Origin of the sequence: Aulosira sp. FACHB-615 (assembly GCF_014698045.1) — a bacterium.
Taxonomy (GTDB): Bacteria; Cyanobacteriota; Cyanobacteriia; order Cyanobacteriales; family Nostocaceae; genus Nostoc_B.
In genome coordinates this window covers 21,836-41,443 of the sequence record NZ_JACJSE010000024.1, presented here as the reverse complement: position 1 = coordinate 41,443, position 19,608 = coordinate 21,836, and the positions used below count along the sequence as shown (strand labels likewise).

Annotated in this window: 21 protein-coding genes; 14 read left to right on the top strand and 7 right to left on the bottom strand. The window is 40.8% G+C overall.

The genetic code is table 11. The annotated features are described in order from the left end of the window. Positions 1-21: 21 nt before the first annotated feature. From H6G77_RS26600 to H6G77_RS26540, 13 genes are all read left to right on the top strand, one after another. Positions 22-201 carry a hypothetical protein gene (locus H6G77_RS26600; protein WP_190668377.1) on the top strand — a complete coding sequence of 60 codons (180 nt, stop codon included), beginning with the start codon at positions 22-24 and terminating at the stop codon, positions 199-201. Then, entirely contained in the window at positions 176-592 is a 417-nt protein-coding gene (locus H6G77_RS26595; protein WP_190873153.1) for a XisH family protein, read from the top strand. Before H6G77_RS26600 ends, H6G77_RS26595 begins: the two co-directional genes overlap by 26 nt. Further along, on the top strand, positions 580-915 hold the full coding sequence (locus H6G77_RS26590; RefSeq protein ID WP_190668371.1) for a XisI protein: 336 nt from the start codon (positions 580-582) through the stop codon (positions 913-915). The genes H6G77_RS26595 and H6G77_RS26590 overlap by 13 nt, the downstream gene beginning before the upstream one ends. A gap of 135 nt (positions 916-1,050) precedes the next feature. Beyond that, positions 1,051-1,518 carry a hypothetical protein gene (locus H6G77_RS26585; RefSeq protein WP_190873152.1) on the top strand — a complete coding sequence of 156 codons (468 nt, stop codon included), beginning with the start codon at positions 1,051-1,053 and terminating at the stop codon, positions 1,516-1,518. A 96-nt stretch (positions 1,519-1,614) separates the two neighbouring features. Further along, positions 1,615-1,851 carry a hypothetical protein gene (locus H6G77_RS26580; protein WP_190873151.1) on the top strand — a complete coding sequence of 79 codons (237 nt, stop codon included), beginning with the start codon at positions 1,615-1,617 and terminating at the stop codon, positions 1,849-1,851. Positions 1,852-1,964: 113 nt separating this feature from the next. Then, complete coding sequence (locus H6G77_RS26575; RefSeq protein ID WP_190873150.1) at positions 1,965-2,720, top strand: hypothetical protein; 756 nt, start codon at positions 1,965-1,967, stop codon at positions 2,718-2,720. A gap of 117 nt (positions 2,721-2,837) precedes the next feature. Next, a complete protein-coding gene (locus H6G77_RS26570) occupies positions 2,838-3,140 on the top strand; it encodes a hypothetical protein (protein WP_190588137.1) in 303 nt (100 codons plus the stop codon). 160 nt (positions 3,141-3,300) lie between these two features. Then, on the top strand, positions 3,301-4,215 hold the full coding sequence (gene thrB, locus H6G77_RS26565; RefSeq protein ID WP_190873149.1) for a homoserine kinase: 915 nt from the start codon (positions 3,301-3,303) through the stop codon (positions 4,213-4,215). Between the two features lie 70 nt (positions 4,216-4,285). After that, positions 4,286-4,795, top strand: coding sequence for a hypothetical protein (locus tag H6G77_RS26560; RefSeq protein WP_190873148.1), 510 nt, complete (start codon positions 4,286-4,288; stop codon positions 4,793-4,795). A 302-nt stretch (positions 4,796-5,097) separates the two neighbouring features. Beyond that, entirely contained in the window at positions 5,098-6,711 is a 1,614-nt protein-coding gene (locus tag H6G77_RS26555) for an NAD(P)H-quinone oxidoreductase subunit 4 (protein WP_190588134.1), read from the top strand. A gap of 582 nt (positions 6,712-7,293) precedes the next feature. Then, positions 7,294-8,544: a DUF4331 domain-containing protein gene (locus tag H6G77_RS26550; protein WP_190873147.1), complete on the top strand. Its 1,251-nt coding sequence runs from the start codon at positions 7,294-7,296 to the stop codon at positions 8,542-8,544. A 90-nt stretch (positions 8,545-8,634) separates the two neighbouring features. Further along, on the top strand, positions 8,635-10,011 hold the full coding sequence (locus tag H6G77_RS26545; protein ID WP_190873146.1) for a tetratricopeptide repeat protein: 1,377 nt from the start codon (positions 8,635-8,637) through the stop codon (positions 10,009-10,011). A gap of 14 nt (positions 10,012-10,025) precedes the next feature. Continuing rightward, positions 10,026-11,108 (top strand): HupE/UreJ family protein, encoded by a 1,083-nt coding sequence (locus tag H6G77_RS26540; protein WP_190873145.1) that lies wholly within the window; start codon positions 10,026-10,028, stop codon positions 11,106-11,108. A gap of 285 nt (positions 11,109-11,393) precedes the next feature. On the opposite strand, the gene H6G77_RS26535 is transcribed toward H6G77_RS26540, so the two are convergent. Then, positions 11,394-12,029 carry a hypothetical protein gene (locus H6G77_RS26535; protein ID WP_190873144.1) on the bottom strand — a complete coding sequence of 212 codons (636 nt, stop codon included), beginning with the start codon at positions 12,027-12,029 and terminating at the stop codon, positions 11,394-11,396. A gap of 431 nt (positions 12,030-12,460) precedes the next feature. Beyond that, a complete protein-coding gene (locus H6G77_RS26530) occupies positions 12,461-12,787 on the bottom strand; it encodes a YbjQ family protein (protein ID WP_190588129.1) in 327 nt (108 codons plus the stop codon). A 520-nt stretch (positions 12,788-13,307) separates the two neighbouring features. Here H6G77_RS26530 and H6G77_RS26525 point away from each other — a divergent pair. Beyond that, positions 13,308-13,988 carry a tetratricopeptide repeat protein gene (locus H6G77_RS26525; RefSeq protein ID WP_190588128.1) on the top strand — a complete coding sequence of 227 codons (681 nt, stop codon included), beginning with the start codon at positions 13,308-13,310 and terminating at the stop codon, positions 13,986-13,988. Positions 13,989-13,990: 2 nt separating this feature from the next. Here H6G77_RS26525 and H6G77_RS26520 read toward each other — a convergent pair whose 3' ends face one another. From H6G77_RS26520 to H6G77_RS26500, 5 genes are all read right to left on the bottom strand, one after another. Next, positions 13,991-14,893, bottom strand: a complete 903-nt coding sequence (locus H6G77_RS26520) for an ABC transporter ATP-binding protein (protein WP_190588127.1) — start codon at positions 14,891-14,893, stop codon at positions 13,991-13,993. A gap of 186 nt (positions 14,894-15,079) precedes the next feature. Continuing rightward, positions 15,080-15,985: a peptidoglycan-binding protein gene (locus tag H6G77_RS26515; protein ID WP_190873143.1), complete on the bottom strand. Its 906-nt coding sequence runs from the start codon at positions 15,983-15,985 to the stop codon at positions 15,080-15,082. 449 nt (positions 15,986-16,434) lie between these two features. Then, positions 16,435-18,201, bottom strand: a complete 1,767-nt coding sequence (locus tag H6G77_RS26510) for an NAD+ synthase (RefSeq protein ID WP_190873180.1) — start codon at positions 18,199-18,201, stop codon at positions 16,435-16,437. A 99-nt stretch (positions 18,202-18,300) separates the two neighbouring features. After that, complete coding sequence (locus H6G77_RS26505; RefSeq protein ID WP_190588125.1) at positions 18,301-19,047, bottom strand: NrtR DNA-binding winged helix domain-containing protein; 747 nt, start codon at positions 19,045-19,047, stop codon at positions 18,301-18,303. Further along, a complete protein-coding gene (locus H6G77_RS26500; RefSeq protein ID WP_190588322.1) occupies positions 19,008-19,607 on the bottom strand; it encodes a nicotinate-nucleotide adenylyltransferase in 600 nt (199 codons plus the stop codon). The genes H6G77_RS26505 and H6G77_RS26500 overlap by 40 nt, the downstream gene beginning before the upstream one ends. Position 19,608 lies beyond the last annotated feature (1 nt).

The window sequence follows — 19,608 nt, the reverse complement described above, 5'->3', positions numbered from 1 at the left end:
CTAATATTAAATATTCAGTCTATGAGTACCACAAAAGATAAAGTTCAATCTCTTTTGCAGCAAATACCAGATGATTGCTCAATTGAAGATATTCAATACCATTTGTATGTCATAGAGAAAGTTATGCGAGGATTAGAAGTAGCCACTCAATTGGAAGGTAAAAATCAATTACGTAATGCCAGCCAAAGACATTTATCATGATTGTGTAAAAAACGCCCTTATTAAAGATGGGTGGCAGATTACTCATGACCCACTTAGCCTGAAAATTGGCAAGAAAGATATTTTTATTGACTTAGCAGCAGAAAAACTTTTGGCAGCAGAAAAACAGGGAAAAAAGATAGCTGTAGAGATAAAAAGTTTTGTTGGTATGTCGGAAGTAGAAGACCTCAAAAATGCTCTCGGTCAATACATTTTGTATGAAAAAATTTTGCAACGTCTTGAATCAGAGAGAATTCTTTATTTAGCTATTCGTGACACAGTATTTAACAAAATTTTTGCAGAAGAAATTGGCAAAATTTTATTGGAAGACAATACCGTAAAACTGATTGTATTCGACTCACAAGTGGAGGCAATTACCACATGGATAGACTAGAAACTTACCAAAATATAATCCGTAACATACTCAAATCATATCTGAACATTTCTTACGCCAATGCTGATATTCGTAATCGAGCAGCATTTGATTCAGAAAATGACGAGTATTTGATTATTTCTGAAGGTTGGAACGATAAACAACACCTCCACAGTTGTTTAATTCATATTGAAATTATTAACGGTAAAGTTTGGATTCAGTGCGATAATACCGAAGATGGTATTGCAAACGAACTTGTGCAAGCTGGTATCCCTAAAGAAGATATTGTTTTAGGATTTCATGAGCCTGATGTTAGGCAATATACAGGATTTGCCATTGCTTAAAATGCTTACTTGCGACTCTTAGGTAAATTAATACGCAACACCGAGAAAGATTAATTAGTATTTTAGAGTATAAAAATTGACGTTGATAGTAAATAAAGTTACAGTGGTGATTGCAAATCTTTGGTAGGCAAAATAATGGATTTTTCTCGTCTGGAATACATTAAGAATATAAGTGATGATGGGAAAAAATGGGCTTATGAGTACTACAAAGTTAGCGGATACTACCACTTAAACTTTAAACAGGGTGTAGGAGTAGAAAACCATGCCTTACACTTACCGAAAGGCGCATTAATCATCCTGTCCCAGAACCCATTCGATCAAGAGCGATACTTGACGCATATAGTTGAACTGGTTAATGAAGGAAGCGAAGATAAACTCCAATGGAACGAATCAGATCAGTGGGGTATTTTTAGATGGGTGAAGGTTCATTGGGTAGCTGATTTCAATAACCCTAGTAATATTCCCGTTGATAAAGAAGTAATGCAAGCGAATTGGGGTTTGTTCGATACGAAAGCAAAATTACTAACTGGCGAAAAACTCATGTCTCGCTGGGAAAATCTAGAAAATTTGAGAACTCATTTACAAGCAGTTTTTCAAAAATAGTTAAACAGAGGGATGTTTCAGTGGCTTGAGGCATATTGCAAGCTTGGTATAACTAAGGTAAAACTAGAAATATCGGCGATTACAGTCAAAACCCCTATGAAAACTGCTATTTCGCTACCAGATTCAGTTTTTGAAGAAGCAGAAGCTCTGGCTAAACACTTAGGAATATCGCACAGTGAACTTTATACAAAAGCATTGCAAGCGTATCTGCAAAAGCACAACCGGAATCAAATTCTGAACCAGCTAAACCAAGTTTATTCTCAAGAATCTGCTGAACTAGATCCAGTGTTGGCAAAGATGCAATTTATGTCGCTGTCTCAAGAGGATTGGTAATGTATAGGGGCGAAATTTGGTGGGCGAACCTATTAGTTTGCACTTTAACTGGGAATAATAAATTTGAGAAAGTGAGTCATCATTATTTTTGTAATAAGAATAATTAGCAAAAAATGCGTAGAGCTATACAGATTTTAGTAAGCTTCAGCCCTCTTTACATAGCTGTAATTTTGGTCTTTTTATCTCATAAATATCCTTTATTAGATTATGTATTAGTTATTGTTTTTGTTCTAGGTATCGTTTGGTTATTTTACAATCTTCAGAAGTTTAGAAAAACATTTCAAAATATTGTGGAAGGTCAAAATATTCCACAAACGTTGGCTGATTTTCCAGTTTATGTAACTAACTATGAAGAATATCGTGTAGTTAGAAAACGTGTGGAATCTTTTGTCAAAGCTGTAGAGGATGGTCAAGATGCCGAATTAAAATTGGCAGAAAATGACATCAACTGCTTACGTACGAAGGGCGTTACACCTAATAAATCTGGAAGTAACGCTCTATCCATGCCTGAATATTATGAAATTAAAGGGAATGAAATTTATGAGAACGCAGCAAATTTTATGCCCTTTAATTCAGATTGCTACGAAAGCTCTAAATCCAAAATTATCTTTATCACAGATGATGGTGCGTTGTTAGAATCGAAATTAGTAATTCAGAAAAATTATAAACCTGTTGATCAGGAACAGCACATACCTATTCCAAAACCTCTTGTTCAATCTAAACTGCTTGATTGTATTTTTAGATTAGATAAAACACTTGAATGGCAAGAAAGTATGGGCTTGGTTCTGAGTAAACTAAGCGCGGTTGAAGTAATTGAGGAAAAACTTGTTTTGAAAGTACAAAGTTTACACACGCAAGAAGAAGCTTGAAAGAGGAAATAGACAAAGAAGGTCTAAGAATAATTTTATACATCTAGTAATCTTAACCATTAAACTGTAGTTGCATTTTTAATGCGATCGCACCCTGCGAGAACTTCTAGCAATTATATGAATGATAATGATATTGAAATTCAGTGGGAAAAGCTTAAGGATAGCTTTCCTATTGGACATAAATTTTATGGTGAAGTCATAAGTGTTAAACCCTATGGTATTTTTGTAAGTTTAGGTGATCAAGACCAAAACAGTTATAAACTTAGCGGAATTATAGATATTGTTACGCGAGCCGATCATGATTCGCTTGGTTTACCGAAAGAAACTTTCCTATGGCCACCAGTTGGACAAAGAGTACATTGCAAAGTCATTGCTTACCGAGAATACAACAAGGAAATAGACTTAAGATTAGTCAAATAGAAAAACATAAAAATTTACCAGTTTTCCGCTTAAGTTTAGGCCAAATAAGCTTAGTGTCAAGAATATATCTGAGTCAGCACACATATCACTAGTGTCTTTAATGAACAAATCAACCAGTTACATGGGATGCTGGTTGATTGGTTAGGTGAGTTATTTGCAGATGTCTGTTATTTCTTCTGTTACGGTTAATGTCCCCGCTACAACTGCGAATTTGGGGCCGGGTTTTGATTGCATCGGTGCAGCTTTGACGCTGTGTAACCAGTTTAAGTTTACACGCCTAGATGAAGGTGGTTTAACTATTCATGTCACAGGTGCAGAAGCCGAACGAGTGCAAACTGATGAGAGTAATTTACTTTATCAGGCGTTTTTGAAGTTATATCAATATATAGATCAGACTCCACCGCCTGTGAAAATTGAGATTGGTTTAGGTGTACCTCTAGCGCGGGGTTTGGGTAGTTCAGCGACGGCAATTGTTGGTGGTTTGGTGGCGGCGAATCAACTGGCGGGTGAGCCTTTGTCTCAGGTGCAGGTGATGGAGTTGGCGATCGCAATGGAAGGACATCCTGATAATGTAGTTCCAGCATTAATCGGCGGATGTCGTCTGGCGGCTACTAGTGAAACTGGTTGGGAAATTTGTGATGTACCTTGGGATGAAAAGATTGTCCCAGTTGTGGCGATTCCCAATTTTGAACTCTCCACCTCAGAAGCGCGGCGGGTTTTACCTACTGAATTTAGTCGTGCAGATGCAATTTTCAATACTGCCCATTTAGGATTATTGTTACGCGGTTTGGAAACTGGCAAAGGAGAATGGTTAAGGGCTGCTTTACAAGATAAGTTGCATCAGCCTTACCGTAAAGCTTTGATTCCTGGTTACGATGCGGTAAATGCGGCGGCGGTGGCGGCTGGTGCATTCGGTATGGTGATTAGTGGCGCAGGTCCGACATTGTTGGCTTTGGCGGATGCGGCACATTCTCAAGCTGTAGAATTGGCAATGGCTTCTGCTTGGAAAGACGCAGGTATTGATGCCGAAGTGCGATCGCTTGCTTTAGACACCCAAGGCGCAACAATTTTATGAAGCAGCCAGGAGGAAGATGAAAAATTTTCCCCACTCCCCACTCCCTACTCCCTACTCCCCACTTTTAACTATGGAGCAGATTCAAGTCGAGATAGCAGCACTCAAATCGGAAATTCAAGTTCTTCAGCAAGAACGGGCTGCACTTAATCAAAATAATGGGATATCTGGCGATGATCATTCACCTTCGGCAATTGTTGAGGCGTACCGTCGTCAAGCCAGAGAAAATCCCCAGTTATCAGTGGAACTCAAAGGTATCGATGATGCGATCGCTGCTTTGACAACCCAGCTACAAAAAAAACAAGCCCAATTTGCACGTTGGCAAGTTGAATCCAAACAACTTACCATCGAGCAACAACTAGAAGAAGCGAAAAAAGTGGCACAGGTTCACGCCGATCGCGTTAACGAACTAGCAGCAGAATTAGCCGACGAAATCCGTCAGTTAAAAGCCACTGCTGATTATCTCAGTCCTTTATATTGGCAGGTTTACTACAAACCTTTCATTACCGGATTCAAGACAATCTCCGTTCCTTATGTTCGTTCTGATGGGGAAGTTTGGACGATTGTCAACCGTATTGTTTAGCGCACAACCCAACATCTTTAGGGTAAACTTTCCCTTGAGACATATAATTTATGAATAAATGTAACGGTGGTATAAGCCACCGTTTTTGTTGACGTTACAAAACTTTATATCTAGAATGGACTTGCCATCTAATTGGATGAGTATTTATTCCTGATTATGGGCAGAATAGGAGAAGTGATGAGTATATATTCTCAGCAAAAACCAAAATTTAATGTTTCTAGAGATAAATAACGTTTACAAAAGTAACGATTCCTTAATATAATGTAATTAAAAGCGAAAACAAAAAACGATTGTCAGAAGTGATGAATGCTATGGATTTTCCCTGGCTAACTGCCATAATTGCCTTGCCCTTGGTGGCTGCCCTAGCCATCCCCATAATTCCAGACAAAGAAGGAAAAACAGTCCGTTGGTATGGTTTAGGTGTAGCGATCGCGGACTTTGCCTTAATGATTTATGCCTTTTGGAGTAGCTACGACTTCCAAAGTTCAACTTACCAATTCGTCGAAAAATACTCCTGGGTTCCCCAAATCGGTTTAAATTGGTCTTTAGCAGTTGATGGCTTATCGATGCCCCTCATCTTGTTAACAGGCTTAATCAATACCCTAGCAATCTTCGCGGCTTGGAAAGTAACCAACAAGCCGCGATTGTTTTATGGGTTGATGTTGGTGATGTACAGCGCCCAGTTGGGTGTGTTTCTTGCCCAAGACTTGCTCTTGTTCTTCCTGATGTGGGAAATCGAGCTAGTTCCTGTATACCTGCTGATTTCAATTTGGGGTGGTGCTAAACGCCGTTACGCTGCTACCAAATTTATTCTCTATACTGCTGCTGCTTCCATATTTATTCTTGTAGCCGGTTTTGCGATGGCTTTCTCTGGTGACAACTTCACCTTTGACATCGCATCTCTGGGAATGAAACAATATCCTAAAGCTTTTGAATTATTAGTTTACGCTGCTTTATTAATTGCCTTTGGTGTGAAGTTGCCTATCTTCCCCTTACACACCTGGCTACCCGATGCTCATGGTGAAGCATCCGCACCTGGTTCCATGATTTTGGCTGGTGTGTTGTTGAAGATGGGTGGTTATGCCTTAATTCGCTTCAACATCGAAATGTTACCTAACGCTCATGTTTACTTTGCTCCAGTTTTAGCAATCTTAGGTGTAGTCAATATTGTTTACGGTGCTTGCTGCGCCTTTGCTCAAACCAACCTCAAACGCCGCTTGGCTTACTCTTCAATTGCCCACATGGGGTTTGTGCTGATTGGTTTAGCTTCCTACACAGAAGTGGGTATCAGTGGAGCCGTGTTACAAATGGTTTCCCACGGTTTGATTGCTGCTAGTTTATTCTTCTTATCTGGTGTAACTTACGAACGCACCCACACCTTAATGATGGATAAAATGGGTGGCATTGGTAAGGTAATGCCGAGAACCTTCGCTTTGTATACTGCTGGTGCAATGGCTTCTCTGGCTTTGCCCGGAATGAGTGGTTTCGTCGGCGAATTGATGGTGTTTCTCGGTATTGCTACCAGTGATGTTTACAGTTCCAGCTTCAAGATTGTAGTTGTACTTCTGTCCGCAGTCGGTGTGATTTTGACACCAATCTACTTGCTGTCTATGCTGCGTCAAGTGTTCTACGGTAAGCAAAGTGAAGAGTTACATCTAGATGCTGTAGTTCCTGATGTTAAACCTCGTGAGTTGTTTATCACTGCTTCTCTGTTACTTCCCATCATCGGTATTGGTTTGTATCCCAAACTAGTAACGCAGACTTATGATGTGAAAACAGTAGAAATTGCAACTCACGCTCGTCAAGTTCTACCTGTTGTAGCTCGTCAACAACCAGCAAGCCTTTACTCTCAAATTTTTACTGCGCCAACTTTAGCTAATGCTCAAGTGGAAAGTTTAGTTAATATTTCAAAGTAAAAGTAGATTCACAACAAGGGTGCTGAAAGTAAATTCTAATATGAGGGGAATATGGGGGTGATTACCAAATCACCCCTTAAATTTTTTTAGTTCAGGACTTACGCAGAATCATGAAAAAACGAACCACAAAGGGCGCATAGACGCGGTAGCGGCTTCCCGCAGGGTAGGACACGAAGTTAAGAGGATTCGAGAGGGTTTTTGCGTAAGTCCTATAGTTTAGAGAATAAATAGCTCAGACTGGAAGTCTGGGACTGTTATAGGGTTCTGTCTTATCGATGTCTTAACCGACTTGGCTAATGCCATAACTAATTTTCCCAACTATAGATCCAACAGCAAATATTTGACGTATACCTCTGTAGTGCCAGCAACACAGAGGTTTTAAATTCTGAATTAGACTCAAGGATATTTAAGCCCCTCTCCGACGCGGAGAGGGGTTTGGGGAGAGGTCATCTAACTCACGTTAAATTTATTTTTTAAATTTATAGATCCAAGTTGCTGTTCTTGACGTATTTAATCTTGAAAACCAACAAAACAAGTATTCTACATCAACAGAATACATAGTAACGTGGAGTATTTACTAATATGAAAAGTCCAACAACGACCAATCAAAAAAATTGGCGAAACTTTAGTTTTGCTAATATCAAAGTTCTTATAGGTGTCAGTTTATTGGCTTTAGGTATAACAGTAGGTTGGACAACTTTAACACCAAAATCTGTAACCGCTTCTGACCACGATGATGGGGAAGTCGATACAAAAGGACGCAATTTAAATTTGACTGATTTATATGTCTTCCGTGAGCAAGACCAGAACCCAGCAGCGCGTAAAGATGATTTGATTTTAGTGATGAATACAAATCCGCGATCGCTGGCTCGGCAACAGTATTATTTTAGTACAAATGCTCTATACGAATTCAAAATTAGCCGGGTTACTGATCGAGATGCTACCCCTACGGGTCGAGAAGATGTGATTCTGCGCTTTCAATTTGATGAACCCAATAGCAGAGGCGAACAACCATTTAAATTGACTGTAATTGCTGATCGTTATAGAAGTAGCGATCGCGGAATCACGACTCCTTTAAGTGTTAATCCCACTAATCCTACTATTAACAACTTATATTTGCGTAAAACACCTGTCACTGTTTTTGCCGGACTGCGTGAAGACCCCTTTTTCTTTGATGTTGAACAGTTCTTCCGAGTGCGTGCAGGTGCTTTAGGTATTGGCCCAGCTGTGAGTTTTCGTCCTGCTGACCAAGCCCTTGACTTTGCCAAAGGCTATAACGTGAACTCCATTGTTGTCAGAATACCCCGTTCTCTAATCGCCGGAAATACCAACGCCACAGTATTTGATGTCTGGCAAACCATCTCATTTAGAAACTATGCTTATGGTAAATTCCAACAAGTTGAGCGTCTAGGAAGACCTGGAATTAACGAAGGTTTAGTAGTCACTAACGATTTTCTCAACGCCTTTAATAGCATTCCCCCAAGAGCCGATTTAAGCCAAGCCGCAGCACCCGTGGGAGCAGAAGCCAGGAAGACACTCAAAGCCTTGGGTAATAGTGACCAACGTGCTGATGCACTACTCGCAGCTTTTCTTCCCGATGTGATGCGAATAGATACTAATGTCCCCAGTGGTTATGCTAATGCTCTCAATGCTAAAGGCAGTCCTGTGGCTGGACGTAAGCTAACAGATGATGTCATTGATACTACACTTAGCGTTCTGACTAACGGTGCTGTGACTAGCGATAACGTATCCTATGCAGGGACTCCCGGCAACCCATCCCAAGGACATCAACCTTTAGTCTCGCAATTTCCTTACCTAGCGTTACCAAATTAAGGCAAGGGTGCGGAGGGCAGAGGGGAAATATCTCTCCCTGCTCCCTGTCCCTTGTCCTCTTCTGTTCTTAGCGTATGTCTGCGTAAAAAAATGCAAATACAGCTTTTCCACTACAAATTCCCCGGAAAAATCCTTTGGGTATTGATTACCGCCCCTATATTGTTCATCATTCCTCTTCATCTCAACTCGCAACCAAATTCGCCCTACCGCTATAACTTTTCTCTCTCCTTACCTGGGACTGAAAATAGCCGAGCCATATTACAACAAGAAATCGCCTTTTACCAAACTAAAGTACGACAAAGCCCTGATAGCGGTTTGAATTTAACTGCATTAGCGCAAGCCTACTTAAAAATGGCCAAAGCTACGGGCGAAAGTAACTGGTATTTATTAGCAGAACAGGCAGCTAATCGCTCTCTGTCTCATTTACCATTCCATAATCAAGGTGCAATTCTGGTTCTGGCTCGTGTTGCCCAAGCTAGACATGACTTTGCCGCAGCGATTCGCCTATCTCAGCAAGTCTTACAATCTCAACCCACTAACGATCATGCTTTAGCTATCTTAGTAACATCAAATCTGGCAACAGGCAATTTAACCGCCGCTAGAACTGCCGCCGATGCCCTAGTGAACAAAATTCCCACTCAAGGGAACTTAACTTTACAAGCTTTGGTATTAGTTGCCCAAGGGCAAGACCAAGCTGCGATCGCCACTTTTAAAAATGCTTTAGCAACTGAAGAACCGGGAGAACTCGGTACTTCCGCTTGGACAAGGGTTGTCTTCGGTCAATTTTATGACAAACGCGGACAGCGAGATTTAGCCGCAAGTCTCTACAAAGAAGCTTTACGCATTATACCGAGGTATCCTTTAGCATTGCTGCATCTAGCAGAAACAGCAACGCGCCAAGGCAATTATCAGCAGGCGGAAAGTTTGTATGCCCAAGTTTTACCTAATTCGCAAACATCATCCACCATTTTTGACCATGCTGTGTTGAGAGGTAGGGCGAAAGTTCTGCAATTACAAGGTAAAGCCGCAGCAGCACAAACACTGTTAACTCAAGCAGAAAGCTTACTCCGAGAAGAAAACGCCGGACACACTAACGGTTCCTTTGGACATCGACGAGAGTTAGCCAGATTGTTATTAGAAAAGAATCGCCCTGAAGATACGGCTGAGGCTTTATCGCTAATGCAAGCGGAAATTAAGATTCGCCGTGATGCTCAAACACTAGATACCTTGGCTTGGGCTTTGTTTCGCGTTGGACGTTTCCGGGAAGCACAACAGCAAATACAAGCCGCCTTGCAATTAGGTACGCGAGATGCGGCTATGTTTTACCGGGCGGGGATAATTGCCAAAGCCTTGGGAAATCAACAGCAGGCTTTGAATTACCAGCAGTTAGCCCAAAGTGTCGATCCAACTTTTAACGCCGAGGCGCGGCTGATATCAGGACTTGGTTTGGAAAATTTGGGAATTTAGGGGTGATGATAACTATGTGGCGCAGATACCGAGTGGCTTTCATCTGTTTGATTGGAGCATTTTTAGTAGTAATTGGTTGGGCTAGTCCTAGTCAAGCACATTGGGCTGATTTGGCGGTGGCGGAGGTGACGGTAGAACAGACAAAAACAGCAATGATTTTGACCTTTCCTACAGCTTTAGTACCTGGGGTTGATGATAACCGTGATGGACAACTCTCCATTGATGAAGTTACCACCCATCAACCAGAATTAGAAAAATTTTTTGGCGATCGCATCCGTCTGATGGATCCACAAGGAGAACCTGGAAAACTAGCGGTGGCTGCAACAAATAACTTACCTGGGAATATGGCGAGTAACAGTAAGACTCACAGCACATTAGAGCTAACTTATACTTGGGCGCAACCAGTCACCGGACTAGTAATTAACTACAATTTATTTCTCCCCAATGTCGCCACTTCTCGATGTCTCGCCACCGTGCTGCAAGGGGGACAAATTCGTAATTTAGTCTTCACTCCCGAACAACGAGAATTTACTTTAATTAACCCTCCAGTATGGCAACAAATTAGTAGCTTTGTCTGGCTAGGAATTGAACATATTTTGACAGGTTATGACCATGTTTTATTTTTAATTAGTTTATTAATGCTGGGTGGTGGTTTTGGTTATTTAACTAAAGTAGTTACAGCTTTTACTATTTCTCATTCTGTGACTTTGACTTTGGCTGTATTGGATATTGTGACTTTACCAGTCAGGTTTGTCGAAAGTGCGATCGCCTTGACTATTGTTTATGTAGCGGCGGAAAATTTCTGGCGCACCAGTTTACGCTGGCGTTGGTTACTCACTTTCATTTTTGGATTAATTCACGGGCTAGGTTTTGCTGGGGTTCTCAAAGAAATTCATCTGAGTCAATCTAATTTGGCTTTATCCTTAGCTAGTTTCAATGTGGGTGTAGAAATCGGTCAAATAGCGATTGTCACTATTGCCTTCGTAATTTTCCGTACTATTAAAAAATATCCTGGGGAATTAATAGTGCGTCGTTACTTATCTGCTGGTGTTGTGGGGTTGGGATTAATTTGGTTTGTACAACGAGCCTTTTATTAAAGCCCTGAAAGAAGTATTCATATCAGGACTTACGCACAAAGATTATCTGTGGAGATTGGGTGTAAGGGTGAAAGGGTTTGGGGTGTAAGGATTTTGAATAATTACACCCTTGCCAAAACCCTTAATTTTTCGTTTTTATGCGTAAGTCCTACATATATTGCCTGCTTTCAAAAAAGTAAAAACTGTGATGTCAATTGAAAGTTTTAGATACCCGATTTCTTCAATAAGCCGGGTATCTTTGTGTTCATAAATGATGCAGGACTTATATGTGAAATAAAATCTTTTCTAAGGACGATAAGTATTAGTCCGAGGGCTACGAACGCCAGCAATAGCACCTATTAATGAAGCCGCTAAACTTAATAATGAACCCAGTACAAACCACCATAAAGCTCTAGAAGTAGCCGCAGCAGCTTCACGAGTTTGTTGAGCAGTTATGTTCGGTACATTTTGAGGTACTGCTAAACCACCAGGTTGTTGTACTTGGTTGATAACGTCACCAGCATTAGAAGCAGCAATTCCAAAAGCACCAGATACCCCACTAGCTAATAGCCAAGAACTCAACGACAAAGTAGTAGCCCAAAGAATTGCACCATTGAGCAAAGCTGTATTCCGGCTCATCGGGCCACAAGCACGACTAGTTATCCATCCCCCAGCAAATAGTGACAGTAATAAAGCCACAGTTGACCAAATTCCGACATTACCAGCCACATCAGGAGCTATTGTTCGAGGTGCGCCAGAATCAGCCACTCTACCTGCACCGATCGCGGCAAAAAATGCACTTAAAATTAACTGTGTAGCTAAAGCAATTAACACCCCGGAAATTATCGGCCCCCAGCGCACACGGTCATGATAATCGGCTACTCTACTAACTACCGCCGGATCAGTTACAATCTCGTCACCTGTGCGATTTACGTATGACATAGTTTATTAGCTCCTTGACTATTTTTTAGTAAATTTTTTTCGCTATATTCATGCTTACGTTTAAAATTAAATTGCTCTTTTCACTTTTTCATATCTATCAACAGAAAGACTTGTTTTATCTATCTAGGGTAAGAATAAATTTAAAAAGATGTAAAACTTCAAGAGAGGAAATTTAGAAGTCATAATTGATTATCTTTTTAATTATTTAGGACTTACGCAAAACACCTCTCAAACTCTCATTTCTCTGTGAACTCTGTGCCTTTGTGGTACCCTGCGGGAAGCCGCTTGTGCGTCTACGATTTTCCGTAGCCTGTGCGTAAGTCCTGTTATTATGACCATAAAAATTTTTAGATTTATTCGCTAATAAGTAATTTGGCACTAACATTACCTATTAGCGATTATCAACAGATGATGAAAAATCTTGTCAGTGACTAACGCATTCTGACGGCTGTACCTGTGGCGGTAATCAACATCAAAACTCCAGACTGGTCAACATTGATTGTTCCGGTATCGATTTCAATCCCAACAACGGCGTTTGCACCTAATCGCTGTGCGCGTTGTTCTAATTCTAAGAGTGCTTTTCTTTGACCTTCTTCAAATAAACGTTCGTAGCTACCGGTGCGACCACCAATCACATCTCGAATGCTGGCAAAAAAATCTCGTAAAAAATTGCTACCGTAAACAACTTCCGCAGTTACAATACCTAAATATGAATCAATTACAGCACCTTGAATTACATCGGTTGTAGTTAAAATCATAAAATCATCTCACAGGTAACAGGTCAAGGAATATTGTACGTCTGAGATTGTTATTATTGGGGTCACTGCTAACGCAAAATTAAACTTAGTGTTGCAAAGCAAGATAAAAATTGATACAGAAATTAAATATTTTAGGCTTTAAAATTAGCATCGTTGTAGTAATATTAGCCAACGATAATAAAATCGTTAGCAAAATCAAGACAGAAGTCTGTTATTGCTGATTTTCAGCTTCAGATAGGGAGTATACTGAATATTTCATACTTGTATAGTATTCTTGTTGGATATGTAAACAAGAGAGATTAGGGAGACAAGGAGGACAAGGTAGAAAAGGGAGAGATGTTTGTCAATCTGCTATTGATGAGATGGTTCAGTAGAAACTCGAATAAAGTGGTGTCGTTTGCAGCTTGGGAGTTTATAAAATATTAATATTTCGTAAAACAGAATAAATACAGTTTTCAAAAATCCATATTTTTGTTTTAATGTACAAGAAAAAAGTTGCTAGAAGTTCAGGAAATTTACTGTGTACAAACGCATATCACTTATAGTTAGTGCTTTGTTATTAGGATGTAGTGTGGTTACGATTCCTGTGAAGGTTCAGGCGCAGGTCTTAGTCGCCCAAGCAAAAAACCCAGAATTAAAGGAATTGTTTGAAGAAGGTCGCCGACAAGTTGATGCGGGTGACTATAACGGAGCGATCGCCACATATCAAAGAGCCGCAGCCCTAGACCCCAAGAATGCTAAAGTATACTCTGGCATGGGTTATTTGTATGCCCAACAAGGCAATTATCAAGCTGCTTTAGTTGCTTATCGTCGGGCATTGGGTCTTGACCCTGATAATAGTGATTTCTTTTATGCTGTAGGTTACATCAAAGGTAACTTGGGTGATACCAAAGGTTCGAGAGATGCTTACCGTCGCGCCATTCAGCTAAACCGTAACAATTTGAATGCTTATCTGGGATTGGGCGTTACCCAAGCTCGTTTAGGAGATTATGAAGCCGCTAATTGGGCTTATGAACAAGCTATTGGTATAGATCGCAACAATCCTCAGATATATGAGTTTATGGCGGCGATGTTTAAACAACGTCGCCAGACAAAACAAGCAAATAGCTTACTACAAAAAGCTAAAAGTTTATACCAACGCCAAAATAACCCCGATGGCGTTGACAGAGTAGAAGCAATGTTGCGGGAGTTGGGCGGTTGAGGTTAATCTAACTGTCTCCCGGTTAATTCCACAAAAATATCTTCTAAATTAGAGGGACGCACCATCATTCCGGTTTTATCTGATTGTTGATTCAGATAATTGTTTGCTGCTTCTAAAGAAGGGAAAAATAAATATTCCCAGCGTCGGGCGCTATCATTACCCGCCTCGGTGATTCCCAATTGTTTCATGACCAAACCTTCACCGTGAGCAGAACGCAACTGTTGGAGCGTTCCTAAAGATATAAGTTTGCCACTATCCATAATCCCGATGCGTCCCGGCCCGGTTGCTTCAAAAGCTCCACACAAGTACTCGACTTCATCCATGTAATGAGTCGTCAGTAACATTGTCATTCCTTGCTTGTTTAAATCTCGAATAATTTCCCAAAGTCGCCGACGAGTTTGGGGGTCTAGTCCGACAGTTGGTTCATCCAAAAATAAAATTTGTGGTTGGTGAAGTAACGCCCTGGCTATTTGTAATCGTCGTTTCATTCCTCCAGACAAAGTTTTGACTAAATCATCTCTTCTGTCTGCTAGTTCCACATACTCTAGCCACTGATTAATTAGTCGTTGTCTTTGTGGGTTGGCTATACGATGTAGCCGCCCATGCAATTCCATATTTTCCCAAACAGTTAAATCACCATCTATACTAGTTTGCTGCAAAACAACACCAATGCTCTGTTTTGCTTGTATTGGTTGTTTGACAACATCATAACCAGCCACTTCTATATGTCCTTGGGACGGTTGGGTTAATGTAGTCAACATCCGAATTGTGGTTGATTTCCCTGCACCGTTCGGGCCTAGCAGGGCAAAAATTTCTCCAGGTGCGATCGCAAATGATAAATCATTAACTACAGGGATATTTTTGTAAAACTTGAAGACATTTTCTAACAGAACAGCAGCAGTCATGGATAACTTTCTTAACATTCAGTTCATCACATAGACTATCATTCGTGGAGTGCTGAGTGCTGTACACTGAGCGAACTTGTACTGAGCGCAGCCGAAGTAGTCGAAGTGTGAGTGTTGAGTGTTGATGGGTGTGCCTTGTGCAAATCAGACACACCCATATTGAAGGAAGTATCTAGAGTTTAGATTTTACCCAGGAAACTTCTTCAATAAATCATCGCCAGGAATTACTGTTGTATAGAATACATAATCATTATTAGCAACATAGCGACGGTCTTGTTTAATAATTGACATAAACTCTCTATGTCCTTGACGCATCCGCCCTACAAGACAACCAGCACTGGCATTTCTAATATCATTACTAGGCGCATCATAGCCCCAGTGTTGATTGATGTAGAAAAGACCTGTGTCTGTTTTATCACCTGTGCGCTTAAAATCCTTGTTAAAATCACGGTGAACAGTCAATGGTGCAACTTGTACTAAAGCTTCGTGGCGTTCTGCATTCCCATGCAAACCTACAGCCCAAGCTTTGTATTGTCCAAACTTTATTCTGGCTGCACCAGCAGAATTCATAGGATTCACGGTGTAATGTCTGCCGGGTTCGGTCGTAGCTTGCCAGTGATCGACGATTTTGGGAGTACCATTGACGACTTCGATGACAATGCGGCGATCGTTAAAAGCATTGGGTGTGTCACTGTTGAGATTCCAGTCACCATCTATACCTTCAACATAAACAATATTGTATTCTTTAGGGGCAGTAAAGACTTGATAATTTTGTGCCAGCATATACTTCACAATTCTGCTGGCAATGTCGTTACCTAGTTTTAATTCAGGTTTGGGTAATTCGTCGCGTTTGGTTTCAATCAATTCCTTAGCAGTAACCGCACCTATATAATCTGGCTCATCAATTTTCTTTAACTCTTGAAATTTTTTGATAGCAGCAGCAGTTACAGGGCCGAATTTCGCATCCGCAGGTGGTTCTAATAAATCTAAGCCTATTAATAGTATCTGAATCTGGCGAGTCAAATCCTCATCTTTAGCAACAGCCTCAAATCCCCACTTTTCTTCTTTACCTAAGAAATCTTGTAGTTTCATATTGCACCTATCTTCGTTTAGTTCTAACTAGGTATAAACATCATTTCCATAATTGGGAATGTTGTTGGAAACTATACTCGCGGCTCAAAATTTCAGCCGTGAATTTTAGTATTACTTTACTATTCAAGGCAACTTCAGTAATTTACGCAAAAGTAATTCGGTATTTTTGATAAAATCTAATTTGTAGGCTGGGCATTGCCTCTGTAAAATCTGGGAATATGCTGCAAAAATCATAGCAATGCCCAGCTTGTGTTAGGTAGGCGCTACAGTGCTGTCATAATTAACTATCCCGCCTCAGAATGAATTCCGAGTCTCATAGCGTAAGTCATCTCAAGATGACTCAACGAGAAATGTATTCCAGTCCACTTAAGTGGACTTTGGCTATAAGCCTGGAACTTTAGTTCTAGGCGGGATGTAGTTGCACATTTTTGACTGATGTAACACGCAGGTTAACTAGGTGTAGAGACAGGTATGGCTTGATAAGCATTTTTGATTGCTACCCAGCTACTAGCGATGGGCATTCGCCAGCCTGTACCAAAGGCGCGGTCAGTAATTTTCAACCCTGGGGGTGCTTGGCGGCGCTTAAATTCGGCACGGGCAACCATTTGAATTACTCGGTCTACAATTATGGGGTCGTGACCTGCTTCAACTATTTGGGCGGCTGATTGATGGTCATGAATGAAGCGTTGCAAGATGTCGTCTAAAACTTCATAAGCTGGGAGGGAATCTTGGTCAACTTGGCCGGGTTTGAGTTCCGCACTGGGGGCTTTGGTGAGGATATTTTGGGGAATAATTTCAGTTGGGAGTGCTGAGTGCTGTTCACTGAGCGAAGTCGAAGTGTGAGTTTTGAGTGCTGAGGGATGGGAGTTTAACCAGTGGCAAATTTTATAAACGCGGGTTTTTGGCACATCAGCAATTACAGCTAAACCGCCGTTCATGTCGCCGTAGAGGGTACAGTAGCCGACGGCCATTTCTGATTTGTTGCCAGTGGATAATAAGAGATAGCCAAATTTGTTAGCGATCGCCATTAATAAGTTACCGCGAATCCGTGATTGAATATTTTCCTCAGCTATGCCAAATTCTGTGCCAGCAAACAAGTCAGCAAGGCTATGATCAAAACCTTGCATTAATTCGCCTATCGGTAAAATTTTTGTTTCAATGCCTAAATTTTTACCTAGTGCCAAAGCATCACTAACAGAATGTTCGGAACTGTAAGGTGATGGCATCAGGACACCGAAGACATTTTCTTTACCTAATGCTGCTGTTGCGATCGCAGCGACTAATGCAGAATCTACGCCACCACTTAAACCTAATACTACTTTAGAAAAGCGACATTTCAAGGCATAGTCTTGCACACCCAAAACCAAAGCTTGCCAGACTTCCTCTTCTTCTGATTCGCACTCAGGTGTTAAAGAACTTAACTCTAAATCTCGTGTTTTTTTGTTAAATTCTACATTTACTAAATCAGTGGCAAAACCACGGGCGCGACACATAATTTCGCCTTGACCATTTAACGCAAAACTATAACCATCGAATATTAAATCATCATTACTACCGACTTGATTGACATAAATCATTGGCTGTTGAAAACGCACCGCACTATGTTTCAACATCGATTCTCGAAACTGCGGTTTGCCGACGCTGTAAGGTGAAGCAGATAAGTTAACAATTAAATCTACACCCAAAATTGCTAAGTCTGCAATGGGATTGACAGCATAACTACGTTTGCCCCAAAATTCTTCATCATTCCATAAATCTTCGCAAATAGTTACCCCAATATGAATATCATCTAAAGTGAAATGATTCGGTTGTAAACCTGGTTCAAAATAACGGTCTTCATCAAATACATCATAAGTAGGCAACAGCCGCTTATAAAAAATTTGCTTGACTTTGCCTGATTCTAATAAAGCAATACTATTAAATAAACTTTTACCGCCAGTGATATGGGATTTGGTATTTGGTTCAACAGTACCGACTAACACAGCTAATTCTGGGGGTAAATCTCTGGCTAATTGTTGTAATGCCGTACTCATAGCCGAGACAAAACTAGGATTTAATAATAAATCTCTGGGTGGATAGCCACACAAAGAAAGTTCTGGAGTTAATAATAAACGTGCGCCTGATTTTACTGCCTGTTGGGCGGCTGCTAGAATCTTTTGGGCGTTTCCTGGTATATCACCAATGGTTGGATTAAGTTGAGCGATCGCAATTTTCATATTTGTCCTTTGTTCTACCCTGCGGGAAGTCGCAAAAGCGTCTATGTCATTAGTCATTTGTAGATAGTTTTTTACAAATGACTAATGACCAATGACTATTTAAATAAACACCAAAGGTTTATCTTTAAAAGGTGCAAAAGCCTCAGCGTCGAATTTATATAAACTAGCTGGTCGACCTGCACCGCGTGATACCTTTACTCCGGTATCGCACAAAAAACCTAACTTGAGTAGTCGCGCCCGAAAATTAGAGTAATCAGAAAAGTTTTCCCCTAAAACTGTTGTATATAGCTGATACAAATCGTTTAAAGTAAACATTTCTGGTAACACTTCAAAGGCGACTGGGCTGTACTCTAATTTATTTCGCAGTCGTCTGTGACCATAAGTTAGCAGTTGATTATGGTCAAAGGCTAATTGTGGCACTTGTTTGACGGGATACCAAGCAATTCCCGCGACTTTATCAGCAATTAATTCGGCTTCTTCAAACCTGACAAGGGCAAAATAACTTACTGATAAATAACGCACACCATAACTATCGGTTGCTTCTCTGGGGTCGCGGTTTGGCCCGCCAAAGGTATACAACTGTTCTAAATAAAGATTGTTGACTCGGATTTTTTCTGCCATGATGCGATAGGCCGCATCTTCTAAAGATTCGCCTTGACGTACTAACGTCCCAGGAAGACTCCAAGAATTTAAAAATGGTTCTTGCTGTCGCATGACCAAGAGAACCAAAAGTCGATTTTGAACAGTGTCTACAGAAAAAATTACATTATCCACACCTACCTTAAAATCAGCCAAAGGTTGTTGATTTAGCGGAGTTGGAATCTTTTTGTGGTTGCGTCCTGGCATTTGTACAAATGCTGTTGATGAATATAGGCAACAATGGGAGCTATCAGGGCTTGAGTATCTCCATGCTCACGATAAGCTGTTGAGGATACATTTAAACCTGTGAGGGTAGCGATCGCAATTTTTCCTCCCAGCTTTTGGATTGCCTCTAAGCTAGATTCTTCTATTGCATATCCTGGTCGTGGCACAACCATTAGTTGCACTTGCTGTAATAAATCTTCAATTCTATACCAGCGTGGTAGTTGGTTGATCAAATCTGAACCAATAACTAAGGTGTATTCTGCTTCTTCACCCCAGTGCTGTTTGGCTTTTTCCACTGTTTCTAGGGTGCGCCAACTACTTAAATCTTGCGTCACTGCTACGTTATGCCTTGACGCATCCATGTCGGCAATTAATAACCGCAGCATCGCCGCCCGATGTTCTAATTGTGTTTGATGGGACTTAAAGGGATTATCCGCCGCCCAAACTGCCACCCAATCATAACGTTCTGACAACCACCTTAAAATCTCTTGATGCCCAGCCGTTGGCGGATCAGCACTTGTACCAAATAAAGCTATTCTCATC